This is a genomic window from Klebsiella sp. C349492, from assembly GCF_042055345.1.
In the GTDB taxonomy this organism is placed as follows: domain Bacteria; phylum Pseudomonadota; class Gammaproteobacteria; order Enterobacterales; family Enterobacteriaceae; genus Klebsiella; species Klebsiella scottii.
Genome location: NZ_JANQCE010000005.1, coordinates 228037 through 243714 on the forward strand (window position 1 = coordinate 228037; position 15678 = coordinate 243714).

Genomic DNA, 15678 nt, shown 5'->3' on the forward strand with positions numbered 1-15678 from the left:
AAATGAAAAAACCAGGCACTACGAGCCATGCCATCAGGCGTCATTGGTGCAGCCAGTTTGGCCTCGGACGGCGCGTCAATTCCGGAGCGTACACGGAGTACGTGAGGATTTCGAGCCCCGTTCGAGGAGAATATGGCAAATAAAATAACCTGACGGCCGGCACTAAGACCTGTATAAGCCCAAATTGTTTAATCAATATGACCTTAAAAGTTTTGTTTCAGATTAAGGCCACGCTCAATGATGACGCCGACGTTGGCCGCGCGGGCAACCGCGCCCGGTTTACTGACTTTAATTCGCACCCACGGTGAGGAGAATTTTGCCAGCAGCAGATCGGCAATTTCTTCGGCCACGCGCTCGACCAGCGCAAAACGCCCCCCTTCAACGTGGTTGATAACCAGCTCGCTAATATCGGCATAGCTAAGGCAATCGCTCACATCATCGCTGGACGCCGCTTTACGGTTATCCCACGCCATTTCGATATCGAACACCAGCTTCTGCTCAATGGTTTGTTCCCAGTCATAAACACCAATAGTGGTGATTACCGAAAGTTGCTCTATAAATACAATATCCATCACGACCTGCCTGCTTTTTGGCTAAACCGGATACCACTTCCGGCGAATTATGCGTATTATCCACAGATGCAAAGACATCCCCTAAATAATTTGCGTTGCAGGAAGGCGGCGGCGCAGCGAGCTTCCGGGAGCATAGCGTCACTATGTATCCGGGCGCGCGAGGAGAGCCCACGCACCGGCTGCGCCAAGGATGACGGGGATAAAACGACACTTTCAAAATGGAACAGCTGATGAGTGCAATCGCGCCTGGACTCGTTATCCTTGCCTACCTCTGCGGCTCAATTTCCAGCGCCATTCTGGTTTGCCGCCTCGCTGGCCTGCCCGACCCTCGCGATAGCGGCTCAGGCAACCCTGGGGCGACCAACGTCCTACGAATTGGCGGCAAGGGAGCGGCCGTAACGGTGCTTATTTTCGATGTGCTCAAAGGCATGCTGCCGGTCTGGGGCGCATGGGCACTCGGTCTGACCCCTTTCTGGCTGGGCCTGGTGGCGATTGCCGCCTGCATTGGTCATATCTGGCCGGTGTTCTTCAATTTTCGCGGCGGCAAGGGCGTTGCGACCGCTTTCGGCGCCATCGCGCCCATCGGCTGGGATCTCACCGGCGTCATGGCCGGGACCTGGCTACTGACCATCCTGCTCAGCGGCTACTCTTCGCTCGGCGCCATCGTCAGCGCGCTTATTGCGCCGTTCTACGTCTGGTGGTTCAAACCGCAGTACACCTTTCCGGTATCGATGCTCTCCTGCCTGATCCTCCTGCGCCATCATGACAATATCCAGCGCCTGTGGCGTCGTCAGGAAACCAAAATCTGGGCCCGGCTGAAGAAGAACAAGAAAAAGCCGGAACAGAAATAATCTCCGCGCCCGGCGCTGCCGGGCACGATTTTCCCCGACAATATCTTTTGATCCCCCGGCCTTACAGCCAATCATTCCACCGCGCCGCCGTTTAAAAGATAATCCTTTCGCTACAATCACTTAGTTATGTCTTATAACCAAAAATGATTTATTCGCCCGCCCCGCGATGTTTACTCTGAATCTCCTGATAAGACACAACAGAACAATAATATGACAGACGTAATCAATGCGGCGCCGATTGCAGCGGCAGGGTCGCCTGACGGGGAAGTTCGATGGATACGCGGCGCGGCGGACGTTTCGCGCCTGATTAACGAGGGCAGCAGCGGGCGCAGCAACGCGCGCATCGTCATGGGCATCGCGCTAGGCGGGATTTTTCTCGATGCCTACGATCTTGGCTCCCTGGCCTTTGGCCTGAAAGACATTACCCGTGAATTCAACCTGACGCCCGCCGGCACCGGCATGGTGGCCTCAGCCATCACCTTCGGCGCCATCGTCGGCGCGCTGCTGGGCGGCTATCTGACGGATAAAATCGGCCGCTACCGCGTCTTTATGGCGGATATGCTGTTCTTCGTGGTTGCCGCTATCGCCTGCGCGCTGGCTCCCAACGAATACGTCCTCACCGGCGCCCGGTTCGTCATGGGGCTCGGCGTGGGTATCGACCTGCCGGTGGCGATGGCCTTCCTGAGCGAATTTTCTAAACTCAAAGGACCGGGCAACAAAGCCGCCAGCGTCGCCATGTGGTGCCCGACCTGGTACGCCGCCATCAGCGTCTCATATCTGCTGGTGCTATTTTTCTACGCCGCGCTGCCGGAAAGCCACAGCGACTGGCTGTGGCGGCTGATTCTCGGCTTCGGCGCGATCCCCGCGCTGGTAATTATCGCCATTCGCAGCCGCTATATGAGCGAGTCGCCGGTTTGGGCCGCCAATCAGGGCAACCTGCGTGAAGCGGCCTCCATTCTGCGCCAGGCCTACAACATCAACGCCCACGTGGCGCAGGATGCGCTGGATAAACCGGCGCCGGTGGTGAAAAAAGCGCAATGGAGCAACTACTTACGCCTGTTCCAGGGGGTTTACCTGCGGCGTACGACCCTGGCAACGCTGCTCTCCGTAGTCTCATCATTTGCCTATAACGCCGTCGCCTTCGGCCTGCCGGTGATTATCTCCAGCTTCTTCGTCCAGTCGATGCTGACCACGATTCTGATCTCGCTGGCGCTGAACCTGCTCTTCGCCTTCGTCGGCGGGCTGCTGGCCGTACGGCTGGTGCCGCGCCTTGGGGCATGGAAAATGTCGCTGGCGGGATACGCCTGCCAGCTGGCGGCGCTGCTGGGGCTGGCGCTGATTGGCCGCCCGGAAGGCGCCGCCGAAGGGATCGCCGCGGTCGCCATGCTGGCGCTGTTCCTCTTCGGCCAGGGCTTTGGCCCCGGCGCGCACACCATGACCTTTGCCTCGCTGAGCTACCCGACTTCGCTGCGCGGCGTCGGCGTCGGCCTGAACCAAACCCTGATGCGCAGCAGCTCAACGCTATCGCTGTTCCTCTTCCCGCTGCTGGTCGCGGCGCTGGATACGCGCGTCTTTTGGGTTATCGCCGCGGCGCCGCTTATCGGCCTGCTGTCGCTGCTTGCCATCCGCTGGGAACCTTCGGGCTACGATATCGACGCCGAGGATTATCAGGATAAATAGCGTTACCACCGGGCGCTCGCGCTGAGCGCCCTTTACCGCCCCTTCACCTTTCAACATGTAGCTATCCCGCTTGCGGGGGGAAGGTCCAGGGACGGACTCTATCCGCAGCCGCCGGGCGGTTTACGGGGCAACAACCATAAGCTTTTCATATGACCGGGATGCTTTGCGGCCGATCAATACTCATCGCTGCTGTTTTATCTTGAGTTTGCAGGGGCGCAACATTGCACAGCACCGTGTTACCACAGACTAAAAAAGGCTGGCAGGCTACGCTGGATCTCCGCTTTCAATCTACCGGCAATAAAACGGTCCTGACCTCTTCCCGTCACGTTGGCCCGTTAACCGTCCAGCGCCCTTTTTATCCCGAAGAAGAAACCTGCCACCTCTATTTATTACATCCGCCGGGCGGCATCGTTGGCGGCGATGAGCTGACGATTACGGCCGCCCTCGACGGCGGCAGCCACGCGCTGATGACCATGCCCGGCGCCAGCAAGTTTTACCGCAGCAGCGGCGCGCAGGCGCATCTGCACCAGCGCTTCACCGTCGCGGCGCACGCTATTCTTGAATGGCTGCCGCAGGACGCCATTTTTTTCCCCGGCGCGCGGGCTAATCTGCATACCGCCTTCCATCTTTGCGCCACCAGCACCCTTTTAGCCTGGGATCTGCTGTGCCTCGGCCGCCCGGTGATTGGCGAAACGTTTAGCCACGGCACTCTCGCGAACCGCCTGGAAGTGTGGGTTGATGAGACGCCGCTGCTGGTGGAACGGCTGTGCCTCGCCGATGGCCAGCTGGCCTGCATCGCCCAGCGGCCGTGGGTGGGGACGCTGCTGTTCTATCCGGCTAATGAGACCCTGCTCGACGGCGTGCGCGAACGGCTCGCCGGGCTCGCCAGCTACGCCGGCGCCAGCCTGACCGACGGCCTGCTGACGGTCCGATTTTTAAGTGATGATAATTTGCTGTGCCAGCGGGCGATGCGCGATATATGGCAGTTTATGCGCCCGCATCTGACCGGGAAACCCCCGGTTCCTCCCCGAATCTGGCTGACCTGAGAGAGCGCTATGGAACTGACACCCAGAGAGAAAGATAAGCTGCTGCTGTTTACCGCCGCGCTGGTGGCTGAGCGCCGCCTGGCCCGTGGGCTGAAGCTGAACTACCCGGAATCGGTGGCGTTAATTAGCGCCTTTATTATGGAGGGCGCCCGCGACGGCAATAGCGTGGCGGCGCTGATGGAAGAGGGCCGCCACGTCCTGACCCGCAGTCAGGTCATGGAGGGCGTGCCCGAAATGATCCCCGACATCCAGGTCGAAGCCACCTTTCCGGACGGCTCGAAGCTGGTTACCGTCCACAATCCAATAATCTGAGGTTCCGCGATGATCCCAGGTGAGTACCAAGTGAAACCCGGCCAGATAGCCCTTAACGTTGGCCGCATGACCCGCAGCATAATCGTTGAAAATCACGGTGACCGGCCGATCCAGGTGGGATCGCACTATCACTTCGCCGAAGTGAATCCGGCGCTGAAGTTCGACCGCGAGCAGGCGATGGGCTATCGCCTGAATATCGCCGCCGGTACCGCGGTCCGTTTTGAACCCGGGCAAAAGCGAGAAGTGGAGCTGGTTGCTCTTGCCGGCTCCCGCGCGGTGTACGGCTTTCGCAGCGCGGTGATGGGAAAACTGGAGGCAAACGATGAGTGAAATTTCACGCCAGGCCTATGCCGATATGTTTGGCCCCACCACCGGCGATAAGGTCCGCCTTGCGGACACCGAGCTGTGGATAGAGGTCGAAGACGATCTCACCACCTACGGCGAAGAGGTGAAGTTCGGCGGCGGAAAGGTGATTCGCGACGGCATGGGCCAGGGCCAAATGCTCTCAGCGGAGTGCGTCGATCTGGTGCTGACCAATGCGCTGATCGTCGATCACTGGGGGATCGTGAAGGCGGATATCGGCGTCAAAGAGGGGCGCATCTTCGCCATCGGCAAAGCGGGCAACCCGGATATCCAGCCTGACGTCACCATCCCTATCGGCGCGGCGACGGAAATCATTGCCGCCGAAGGTAAGATAGTCACCGCCGGCGGCGTCGATACGCACATCCACTGGATCTGCCCGCAGCAGGCGGAAGAAGCGCTGGTCTCCGGCGTCACCACGATGGTCGGCGGCGGCACCGGACCGGCGGCGGGCACCCACGCCACCACCTGCACCCCCGGTCCGTGGTATATCTCGCGGATGCTGCAGGCGGCGGATAGCCTGCCGGTCAACATCGGCCTGCTGGGTAAAGGCAACGGCTCCAATCCGGACGCGCTGCGCGAGCAGGTGGCGGCAGGGGTGATTGGCCTGAAAATCCATGAAGACTGGGGCGCGACGCCCGCGGCCATCAACTGCGCCCTGACCGTCGCCGATGAGATGGACGTTCAGGTGGCGCTGCACAGCGATACCCTCAACGAGTCCGGGTTTGTCGAAGATACCCTGGCGGCGATTGGCGGGCGTACCATCCACACCTTCCATACCGAAGGCGCCGGCGGCGGCCACGCGCCGGATATTATTACCGCCTGCGCGCACCCCAACATTCTGCCCTCCTCCACCAACCCGACGCTGCCCTACACCGTCAATACCATCGATGAACACCTCGATATGCTGATGGTTTGCCATCACCTCGACCCGGACATCGCGGAGGACGTGGCGTTCGCCGAATCGCGCATTCGGCGGGAAACCATCGCCGCGGAGGACGTCCTGCACGATATAGGCGCTTTCTCGCTGACCTCTTCCGATTCGCAGGCCATGGGCCGCGTCGGCGAGGTGGTGCTGCGCACCTGGCAGGTCGCCCACCGCATGAAGGTCCAGCGCGGCCCGCTGGCGGAAGAGCGCGGCGACAACGACAATTTTCGCGTTAAGCGCTATATCGCTAAATACACCATTAACCCGGCTCTGACCCACGGTATCGCCCATGAGGTCGGCTCGATTGAGGCCGGCAAGCTGGCCGATCTGGTGCTGTGGTCCCCGGCGTTCTTCGGCGTGAAGCCGGCGTGCGTGGTGAAGGGCGGGATGATTGCCATCGCGCCGATGGGCGATATTAACGCCTCTATTCCTACCCCGCAGCCGGTGCACTATCGGCCGATGTTCGGGGCGCTGGGCAGCGCCCGCCATCGCTGTCGGCTGACCTTCCTGCCGCAGGCGGCGATAGACAGCGGCGTGGCGCAGCGCCTCAATCTGCACAGCGCCACGGCCACGGCGAAGGGCTGCCGAACGCTGCAGAAGGCCGACATGATCCATAACGGCCTGCAGCCCAATATTACCGTTGATGCGCAAACCTACGAGGTGCGCATTGACGGGGAGCTAATAACCAGCGAACCGGCAGAAGTGCTGCCGATGGCGCAACGTTACTTTCTGTTTTAAGGAGTCCGGATGCTGTATCTGACCCAACGCGTGGAGACGCCGGCGCAGGCAACGGCCAGCGTCACGCTGCCGATTGATGTGCGGGTAAAAAGCCGAATCAAAGTCACCCTTAACGATGGGCGCGAAGCGGGCCTGCTGCTGCCGCGCGGCCTGCTGCTGCGGGGCGGTGACGTTCTGAGTAATGAAGAGGGCAGCGAGTTTGTCGCAGTCATTGCCGCCGATGAGGGCGTCTCCGTCGTGCGCTGCGAGGACCCGTTTACGCTGGCGAAAGCCTGCTATCACCTCGGCAACCGCCACGTTCCGCTGCAGATTATGCCCGGCGAGCTGCGCTATCACCACGACCACGTGCTGGACGATATGCTGCGCCAGTTCGGCCTGCAGGTGAGCTTCGCCCGGCTGCCGTTCGAACCGGAAGCCGGCGCCTACGCCAGCGAGAGCCACGGGCATGGACACGGGCATCATCATGGCCATAGCCACGATGACCACCATGAGCACAGCCACTGAATGTCGTCGCTGGAAAAACGCCTGCGGCTGATGCAGCTGGCCAGCAGCAATCTGCCGGTCGGCGGCTATAGCTGGTCGCAGGGGCTGGAGTGGGCGGTGGAAGCGGGCTGGGTGGCCGATACTCAGGCCTTCGAACGCTGGCAGCTGCAGCAGATGGAGCAGAGCTTTTTTACCGTCGATCTGCCGCTGTTCGCCCGCCTCTATCGCGCCTGCGAAGATAACAACCTGCCCGAGGCGCAGCGCTGGGCGGCGTATCTGCTCGCCTGCAGAGAAACCCGCGAGCTGCGCGAAGAGGAGCGTAATCGCGGGGCGGCATTCACCCGACTGCTTGCCGACTGGCAGCCGGAGTGCCCCAAAGAGTGGCGGACGCTGTGCCAGCAAAGCCAGCTTGCCGGGATGGCCTGGCTTGGCGTGCGCTGGCAAATCCCCCTTGCCGATCTGGCGCTGAGCCTCGGCTACAGCTGGATTGAGGGCGCGGTGATGGCCGGCGTTAAGCTGGTGCCTTTTGGGCAACAGGCCGCACAGCAGCTGATCATCCGCCTGTGCGATCGCTATGCGGCGGATATGGCCAGCGCGCTTGCCGCCCCGGACGGCGCGATCGGCTCCTCCACGCCGCTGGCCGCCATCGCCTCCGCCCGGCATGAAACGCAGTATTCCCGATTATTCCGTTCTTAGGAGAAAGCATGAACAACTACAAACATCCGCTGCGCGTGGGCGTCGGCGGCCCGGTCGGTTCCGGGAAAACCGCGCTGCTGGAAGCGCTGTGTAAAGCCATGCGCAACACGTATCAGCTGGCCGTCGTCACCAACGATATCTACACCAAAGAAGATCAGCGCATCCTCACCGAAGCCGGCGCGCTTGAGCCGGAACGTATCGTCGGCGTCGAAACCGGCGGCTGCCCGCATACCGCCATCCGCGAAGACGCGTCGATGAACCTGGCGGCGGTGGAATCGCTGAGCGAAAAATTCGGTAACCTCGAACTTATCTTCGTCGAAAGCGGCGGCGATAACCTCAGCGCGACCTTTAGCCCAGAGCTGGCCGATCTGACCATCTACGTCATCGACGTGGCGGAAGGGGAGAAAATCCCGCGCAAAGGCGGCCCGGGGATCACCAAATCGGACTTCCTGGTGATCAACAAAACCGACCTTGCACCGTATGTGGGCGCCTCGCTGGAAGTGATGGAGCGCGACACCATGCGGATGCGCGGCGAGCGTCCGTGGGCCTTTACTAACCTCAAGAGCGGCGACGGCCTGCAGAGCATCATTGCCTTCCTCGAAGACAAAGGCATGCTGCGCCGCTAGGCCCGTGCACCATCCGAACGCGCCCGCGCCCGGATGGTGCATTCGACGCCCTCTTTTTATCCTCCCCTCCCCCACAGCCCCCTGCGGCGCCTGCTCCACGAAGTGGCATAAGGTTTGCTAATTACAGTCATACCTGACCATTAAGGAATGACTATGTCATCACTGGATATTAAAACTGAGCTACCTGCACAAACCGGCACATCCGGCTCCCGTGAAACATTGGAAGATTACACCCTGCGCTACGCTCCGCTGAGCTTTCGCCGCTGGGGGCCAGGCGTCGTCGCCGTCACCGCGCTGGGCGGCATTGCCTATCTGGCCGACTTTTCTATCGGCGCCAGCATTGGCATGGCGTGGGGCACCACCAACGCCATTTACTCGATTCTGCTGGCCGCGCTGGTGATTTTCCTGACCGGCATTCCGCTGGCGATCACCGCCGCCCGCTATAACATCGACCTCGATTTAATCACCCGCAGCGCCGGGTTCGGCTATTTTGGTTCGGTCATTACCAGCATCATTTTTGCCGGATTTACCTTTATCTTCTTCGCCCTTGAAGGCTCGATTATGGCGCAGGGGCTGCTGGTCGGTCTCGGGATCCCGCTGTGGATGGGCTACCTCATCGCGACCCTGATGGTACTGCCGCTGGTCGTTTACGGCATGAAGGCCCTGACCCGTCTGCAGGTCTGGACCACGCCGCTGTGGCTGGTGCTGATGGTCGTGCCGGTGGCCTGGCTTATCGCTAAAGATCCTCAGCTGGTGGATGGCTTTATGAACTTCGCCGGTAAGAACGACGCCTCGCGCGTGGATTTAACCGCCATTATGCTGGGCGCCGGGGTATGCCTGTCGCTGATCATGCAGATCGGCGAGCAGATTGACTATCTGCGCTTTATGCCGCCGAAAACGGCGGAGAACAGCAAAAGCTGGTGGCTGGCGGTCTTTTCTGCCGGCCCGGGTTGGGTGGTGCTGGGCGCGATTAAACAGATTATTGGCGCCTTCCTCGGCTTCTACCTGCTGACCCGCTTCCCGGCGGTACATAACACCGAGCCGGTTCAGCAGTTCGTCAGCGTCTTTGACAATCTGGTGCCCGGCTGGCTGGCGCTGACCCTGGCCGTAGTGCTGGTGGTTATCTCGCAGATTAAAATTAACGTCACCAACGCCTACTCCGGCTCGCTGGCCTGGACCAGCGCCTGGACGCGCACCACCCGCAGCTATCCGGGGCGGATCGTCTTTGTTGTCGTCAACCTCGCCATTGCGCTGGCGCTGATGGAAGGCGATATGTTCAGCGCCCTGTCGTGGATCCTCGGCTTTTACTCCAACTTCGCCATTGCCTGGGTTGTGGTGGTCGCCACCGATATTACCGTCAATAAAGGCCTGCTGAAGCTGGCGCCGGCCCAGCCGGAATATCGCCGGGGGATGATCCATAACGTTAACCCGGTGGGCGTGGTTTCCTTTGCTCTCGCCGCCGGGCTCTCTATCTGCGCATTCTTCGGCCTGCTCGGCACCACCCTGGCCCCGTTCTCACCGCTGATTGCGCTGGCTGTCGCCCTGGTGATGACGCCGCTGATGGGCATTCTGACCCGCGGCCGCTACTACATCAAACAGCACGATGACGGCATTGCCGAACCGCGCTACGACGCTCAGGGGAACGCCTCCACCACCGTGTATCGCTGCATTACCTGCCGGGAAGAGTATGAACGTCCGGACGTGATGCACTCGGCAAAACATCAGGGGGCGATTTGCTCGCTGTGTAAGAGTATGGAATAGCTCAGAAAGACAGGCCGACGCGAGGTCGGCCTGTTAGCAGGATCAGGCCGCCGGCAGCTCGGCGAGCGGCCAGCGCGGGCGCACGGTGACGCCGAGGTCGGGCTTCGCTCCGCTCCGCAGGCGCACCATTCCGGCATAGGCGATCATCGCGCCGTTATCGGTACAGAACTCGGGGCGAGCGTAGAACACTTCGCCGCCGCGCTTTTTCATCATCTCGGCCAGCTTCGCGCGCAGCGTGCGGTTGGCGCTCACGCCGCCCGCCATCACCAGGCGCTTAAAGCCGGTCTGCTCCAGCGCCCGACGGCACTTAATCATCAGCGTATCCACCACCGCATCTTCAAACGCCCGCGCAATATCCGCCCGGGTCTGCTCGTCATTTTCATTATTGCGGATGGTGTTGGCGGCAAACGTCTTCAGGCCAGAGAAGCTAAAATCCAGCCCCGGACGATCGGTCATCGGGCGCGGGAAGACGAAACGGCCTTCGCTCCCCTGGGAGGCCATTTTAGAGAGCATCGGGCCGCCGGGATAATCGAGGCCCAGCAGCTTCGCGGTCTTATCGAACGCTTCCCCTGCCGCATCATCTATCGATTCACCCAGCAGTTCATACTGACCAATACCGGTCACGCTAATCAGCTGGGTATGGCCGCCGGAAACCAGCAGCGCCACAAAAGGATAGTCCGGCGGATTATCTTCCAGCATCGGCGCCAGCAGATGCCCTTCCATATGGTGTACCGGGATCGCCGGTACGTTCCAGGCGAACGCCAGCGAACGGCCTACCGTTGCGCCAACCAGCAGCGCGCCGACCAGCCCCGGCCCGGCGGTGTAGGCAACCGCATCAATATCTTTTGCCGTCAGCCCGGCCTCTTTCAGCGCCGCCTGGATCAGCGGCACCGTTTTACGCACGTGATCGCGCGAAGCCAGCTCAGGAACCACGCCGCCGTAGTCAGCGTGTAGTTTCACCTGACTATACAATTGGTTGGCCAGCAGGCCTTGCTTATCGTCGTAAATGGCGATGCCGGTTTCATCGCAGGATGTTTCAATACCCAGTACACGCATGTCTTGTTTTACCTCGCTCTAATACCGCGCAGTTTAGGACCAATGCGGGTTGATGTATACCCTAAGAATTCCAGGCAGCAGCGCGACACGGCCCGGAGCCCACAAGGGGTACGCGGGCGGGGCGAGCGAGAAAAGCCGGCCCCGGGACGGACTCCGGGGCAGCGGACATAAAACTTTGTTCGCCCCAGGAAGAACCCTCGTGTATACTCCTCACCCTTATAAAAGTCCTTTCAAAAAGGGCGCAGGTGCTTTACAAAGCAGCAGTAGTTGCAGTAAAATTCCGCACCATTTTGAAATAAGCTGGCGCTGATGCCAGCAGCAAACCGAATTAATCAAAGGTGAGAGGCACATGCCGGTAATTAAAGTACGTGAAAACGAGCCGTTCGACGTAGCTCTGCGTCGCTTCAAGCGTTCCTGTGAAAAAGCAGGTGTTCTGGCGGAAGTTCGTCGTCGTGAGTTCTATGAAAAACCGACTACCGAACGTAAGCGCGCTAAAGCTTCTGCAGTGAAACGTCACGCGAAGAAACTGGCTCGCGAAAACGCACGCCGCACTCGTCTGTACTAATCTGTTGAGGGCTAAAGCCCTCAATTCAGGCTGAGTTGTAAGTTGTAAGGCCGTGCTTCCGGAAGGAATGCGCGGCTTATTTTCGTTTATGCATTAGCATATACGCCCCACCCTTCAGGATGCACCAAAGCAGCAAAAGAGCGAATCCCAGGAGCTGGCTGACGTCAGTGGCAGGGGCGCATCGGCGCTGAAGCAGCTTGATGGATAAGGTGTATAATTTACGGGGCCTATGGCTGGACGAATCCCACGCGTATTTATCAATGACCTGCTGGCGCGAACCGACATCGTCGATCTTATCGACGCGCGGGTAAAGCTCAAAAAGCAGGGCAAGAACTACCACGCGTGCTGTCCATTTCATAACGAAAAAACCCCCTCTTTTACCGTCAACGGTGAAAAACAGTTTTACCACTGCTTTGGCTGCGGTGCGCACGGCAACGCCGTCGACTTCCTGATGAACTACGACAAGCTCGAGTTCGTGGAGACGGTCGAAGAGCTGGCCGCCATGCACAACCTTGAAGTGCCGTACGAAGCGGGCAACGGACCCAGTCAGATAGAACGCCATCAACGGCAAAGTCTCTATCAGCTGATGGATGGTCTGAATGCGTTTTATCAGCAGTCTTTGAAGCAGCCCGCCGCCGACCCCGCGCGCCAGTATCTGGAGAAGCGTGGTTTAAGCAGCGAGGTCATTGCGCGCTTTGCGATTGGCTACGCGCCCCCCGGTTGGGACAACGTTTTAAAACGTTTTGGCGGCAATCAGGAAAACCGCCAGTCGCTTATCGATGCCGGCATGCTGGTGACTAACGATAAGGGACGCAGTTACGACCGCTTCCGCGAACGGGTGATGTTCCCGATCCGCGATAAGCGAGGCCGGGTAATTGGTTTTGGTGGTCGCGTGCTGGGTGATGCCCTGCCGAAGTACCTTAACTCCCCGGAAACCGATATTTTCCATAAAGGTCGTCAGCTGTACGGCCTGTATGAAGCGCAGCAGAACAACGCCGAACCGCCGCGTTTGTTAGTTGTCGAAGGCTATATGGACGTCGTCGCACTGGCGCAGTACGACATTAACTATGCCGTCGCGTCGCTTGGCACGTCGACCACCGCCGACCATATTCAGCTGCTGTTCCGGGCGACCAATCAGGTCATCTGCTGTTACGACGGCGACCGGGCGGGCCGCGAGGCCGCATGGCGAGCGCTGGAGACGGCGCTACCGTATATGTCCGACGGCCGTCAGCTACGCTTTATGTTTCTGCCCGACGGCGAAGACCCGGATACGCTGGTGCGTAAAGAGGGTAAGGCCGCGTTTGAAGCGCGGATGGAGCAGGCTCAGCCGCTCTCCACGTTTTTGTTTAACAGCCTGCTGCCGCAGGTTGATTTGAGCACCCCGGACGGGCGCGCGCAGCTAAGCACGCTGGCGCTGCCGCTGATCACTCAGGTTCCGGGCGAGACGCTGCGCATTTATTTGCGCCAGGAGCTGGGCAATAAGCTGGGGATTTTAGATGACGCCCAGCTTGAACGTTTAATGCCGAAACTGACAGAAAGTGGCGCACCGCGCCCTGCGCCGCAGCTAAAACGCACGACCATGCGTATACTGATAGGACTGCTGGTGCAAAATCCGGATCTGGCGCCGCTGGTACCGCCTCTGGCAGGCCTGGATCAGCGCAAAATGCCGGGACTGGGCTTGTTCAGCGAACTGGTTAACACCTGTCTGTCTCAGCCGGGTCTGACCACCGGGCAACTTTTAGAGCAGTATCGCGGCACAAATGAGGCCACGACCCTTGAAAAACTGTCGATGTGGGACGATATAGCAGATAAAGATATCGCAGAAAAAACCTTCACCGACTCGCTCAACCATATGTTTGATTCACTGCTTGAACTGCGACAGGAAGAGTTGATAGCTCGCGATCGCACGCACGGCTTAAGCAGTGAGGAACGCCGGGAGCTCTGGACTATCAGCCAGGAGCTGGCGAAAAAATGAATTGCACGGCTTAAGTGCCGAATATCGTTCGGGAAGCCCCCGACAGCCGCGCTGAGGCGCAGCGGCAATAATATAAGTACGCCCTCGCTTTAAATGCTGGCAGTTTGTCTGTCAACACCAATCAAACGAATTAAGTGTGGATACCGTCTTATGGAGCAAAACCCGCAGTCACAGCTTAAGCTTCTTGTCCAACGAGGTAAAGAGCAAGGCTATCTGACCTATGCCGAGGTCAATGACCATCTGCCGGAAGATATCGTCGACTCCGATCAGATCGAAGACATCATCCAAATGATCAATGATATGGGCATTCAGGTGATGGAAGAAGCACCGGATGCCGACGATCTGCTGCTGGCTGAAAACAGCAACAACACCGACGAAGATGCAGAAGAAGCTGCTGCACAGGTTCTGTCCAGTGTTGAATCAGAGATCGGACGCACGACCGACCCGGTGCGCATGTATATGCGCGAAATGGGTACCGTGGAACTGCTGACCCGCGAAGGCGAAATTGACATCGCTAAGCGCATCGAGGACGGGATCAATCAGGTCCAGTGCTCCGTTGCCGAATATCCGGAAGCCATTACCTACCTGCTGGAACAGTACGATCGCGTTGAAGCTGAAGAAGCGCGTCTGTCAGACCTGATCACCGGATTCGTCGATCCGAACGCCGAAGAAGACATGGCGCCAACCGCCACGCACGTCGGCTCCGAACTGTCTCAGGAAGAGATGGATGACGACGAAGAAGATGAAGAAGAAGAAGACGACGACAGCAGCGATGACGACAACAGCATCGACCCTGAGCTGGCGCGCGAGAAATTCGGTGAGCTGCGTACGCAATACGAACTGACCCGCGATACCATCAAAGCAAAAGGCCGTAGCCACGCCGCAGCACAGGAAGAAATTCTCAAGCTGTCTGAAGTCTTTAAACAGTTCCGCCTGGTACCGAAACAGTTCGATTACCTGGTCGGCAGCATGCGTAGCATGATGGACAGAGTGCGTACTCAGGAACGCATCATCATGAAACTGTGCGTCGAACAGTGCAAAATGCCGAAGAAAAACTTCATTACGCTGTTCACCGGCAATGAAACCAGCGAAACCTGGTTCAACGCGGCTGTCGCCATGAACAAACCGTGGTCTGAAAAGCTGCACGACGTCAAAGAAGACGTTCAGCGCGGCCTGATGAAGCTGCAGCAGATTGAAGAAGAAACCGGCCTGACCATCGAGCAGGTTAAGGATATCAACCGTCGTATGTCCATCGGTGAAGCGAAAGCCCGCCGTGCGAAGAAAGAGATGGTTGAAGCAAACTTGCGTCTGGTTATTTCTATCGCCAAGAAATACACCAACCGCGGCCTGCAGTTCCTCGATCTGATTCAGGAAGGTAACATCGGTCTGATGAAGGCGGTAGATAAGTTCGAATACCGTCGCGGCTACAAGTTCTCCACCTACGCAACCTGGTGGATCCGTCAGGCGATCACCCGCTCCATCGCGGATCAGGCGCGCACCATCCGTATTCCGGTGCATATGATTGAGACCATCAACAAGCTCAACCGTATCTCCCGCCAGATGCTGCAGGAAATGGGCCGCGAGCCGACGCCGGAAGAGCTGGCCGAGCGCATGCTGATGCCGGAAGATAAAATTCGTAAGGTGCTGAAAATCGCCAAAGAGCCTATCTCCATGGAAACGCCGATCGGCGACGATGAAGATTCGCATCTGGGTGATTTCATCGAGGATACCACCCTCGAGCTGCCGCTGGACTCCGCTACCACGGAAAGCCTGCGCGCTGCCACCCACGACGTTCTGGCTGGCCTGACCGCTCGTGAAGCGAAGGTCCTGCGTATGCGTTTCGGTATCGACATGAATACCGACCACACGCTGGAAGAAGTGGGTAAACAGTTCGACGTTACCCGCGAACGTATTCGTCAGATCGAAGCGAAAGCGCTGCGCAAGCTGCGCCATCCGAGCCGCTCTGAGGTTCTGCGTAGCTTCCTGGACGATTAATCGTCAGGCAGTAAATGCAAAAAGCTCCCTACGG

The 15678-nt window shown here is 59.1% G+C and carries 15 protein-coding genes and 1 pseudogene; 13 read left to right on the forward strand and 3 right to left on the reverse strand.

Features of this window, described 5'->3' with window-relative positions:
* Positions 1-203: 203 nt before the first annotated feature.
* Entirely contained in the window at positions 204-572 is a 369-nt protein-coding gene (gene folB, locus NWP14_RS18905; RefSeq protein WP_095099587.1) for a bifunctional dihydroneopterin aldolase/7,8-dihydroneopterin epimerase, read from the reverse strand.
* Between the two features lie 230 nt (positions 573-802).
* Here folB and plsY point away from each other — a divergent pair, with 230 nt between their 5' ends.
* Complete coding sequence (gene plsY / locus NWP14_RS18910) at positions 803-1423, forward strand: glycerol-3-phosphate 1-O-acyltransferase PlsY (RefSeq protein WP_095100107.1); 621 nt, start codon at positions 803-805, stop codon at positions 1421-1423.
* A 210-nt stretch (positions 1424-1633) separates the two neighbouring features.
* Positions 1634-3103, forward strand: coding sequence for an MFS transporter (locus NWP14_RS18915; RefSeq protein WP_095099588.1), 1470 nt, complete (start codon positions 1634-1636; stop codon positions 3101-3103).
* 148 nt (positions 3104-3251) lie between these two features.
* On the opposite strand, the pseudogene NWP14_RS18920 reads toward NWP14_RS18915, so the two are convergent.
* A pseudogene (locus NWP14_RS18920) lies at positions 3252-3335 on the reverse strand (short-chain dehydrogenase); the annotation flags it as partial.
* Between NWP14_RS18920 and NWP14_RS18925 the strand changes: the two are divergent.
* The 8 genes from NWP14_RS18925 (at position 3325) to NWP14_RS18960 (ending at position 10053) form a co-directional block, all read left to right on the forward strand.
* The gene (locus NWP14_RS18925; protein ID WP_375215812.1) at positions 3325-4149 is read left to right on the forward strand and encodes an urease accessory protein UreD; all 825 of its coding nucleotides are present in this window, start codon (positions 3325-3327) and stop codon (positions 4147-4149) included. The pseudogene NWP14_RS18920 and the gene NWP14_RS18925 overlap by 11 nt on opposite strands.
* A gap of 9 nt (positions 4150-4158) precedes the next feature.
* Positions 4159-4461, forward strand: a complete 303-nt coding sequence (locus tag NWP14_RS18930) for an urease subunit gamma (protein ID WP_375215813.1) — start codon at positions 4159-4161, stop codon at positions 4459-4461.
* Between the two features lie 9 nt (positions 4462-4470).
* Positions 4471-4791 (forward strand): urease subunit beta, encoded by a 321-nt coding sequence (locus tag NWP14_RS18935; protein WP_375215814.1) that lies wholly within the window; start codon positions 4471-4473, stop codon positions 4789-4791.
* Entirely contained in the window at positions 4784-6487 is a 1704-nt protein-coding gene (gene ureC / locus NWP14_RS18940) for an urease subunit alpha (RefSeq protein WP_346430641.1), read from the forward strand. Before NWP14_RS18935 ends, ureC begins: the two co-directional genes overlap by 8 nt.
* A 9-nt stretch (positions 6488-6496) precedes the next feature.
* A complete protein-coding gene (gene ureE / locus NWP14_RS18945) occupies positions 6497-6991 on the forward strand; it encodes an urease accessory protein UreE (RefSeq protein ID WP_095099600.1) in 495 nt (164 codons plus the stop codon).
* A complete protein-coding gene (locus NWP14_RS18950; RefSeq protein ID WP_095099603.1) occupies positions 6992-7666 on the forward strand; it encodes an urease accessory protein UreF in 675 nt (224 codons plus the stop codon). It begins immediately after the preceding gene.
* Between the two features lie 8 nt (positions 7667-7674).
* On the forward strand, positions 7675-8292 hold the full coding sequence (gene ureG / locus NWP14_RS18955) for an urease accessory protein UreG (protein ID WP_375215815.1): 618 nt from the start codon (positions 7675-7677) through the stop codon (positions 8290-8292).
* A gap of 153 nt (positions 8293-8445) precedes the next feature.
* Complete coding sequence (locus NWP14_RS18960; RefSeq protein ID WP_095099609.1) at positions 8446-10053, forward strand: cytosine permease; 1608 nt, start codon at positions 8446-8448, stop codon at positions 10051-10053.
* A gap of 42 nt (positions 10054-10095) precedes the next feature.
* Here NWP14_RS18960 and tsaD read toward each other — a convergent pair whose 3' ends face one another.
* The gene (tsaD, locus tag NWP14_RS18965; RefSeq protein ID WP_095099614.1) at positions 10096-11109 is read right to left on the reverse strand and encodes a tRNA (adenosine(37)-N6)-threonylcarbamoyltransferase complex transferase subunit TsaD; all 1014 of its coding nucleotides are present in this window, start codon (positions 11107-11109) and stop codon (positions 10096-10098) included.
* A gap of 349 nt (positions 11110-11458) precedes the next feature.
* Between tsaD and rpsU the strand changes: the two genes are divergently transcribed.
* The 3 genes from rpsU to rpoD all read left to right on the forward strand — a co-directional run bounded on the left by rpsU (position 11459) and on the right by rpoD (position 15644).
* Positions 11459-11674: a 30S ribosomal protein S21 gene (gene rpsU / locus NWP14_RS18970; RefSeq protein WP_001144069.1), complete on the forward strand. Its 216-nt coding sequence runs from the start codon at positions 11459-11461 to the stop codon at positions 11672-11674.
* Positions 11675-11903: 229 nt separating this feature from the next.
* Positions 11904-13649, forward strand: coding sequence for a DNA primase (gene dnaG, locus NWP14_RS18975; RefSeq protein ID WP_095099616.1), 1746 nt, complete (start codon positions 11904-11906; stop codon positions 13647-13649).
* Positions 13650-13799: 150 nt separating this feature from the next.
* Complete coding sequence (gene rpoD, locus NWP14_RS18980; RefSeq protein ID WP_041147303.1) at positions 13800-15644, forward strand: RNA polymerase sigma factor RpoD; 1845 nt, start codon at positions 13800-13802, stop codon at positions 15642-15644.
* Positions 15645-15678 lie beyond the last annotated feature (34 nt).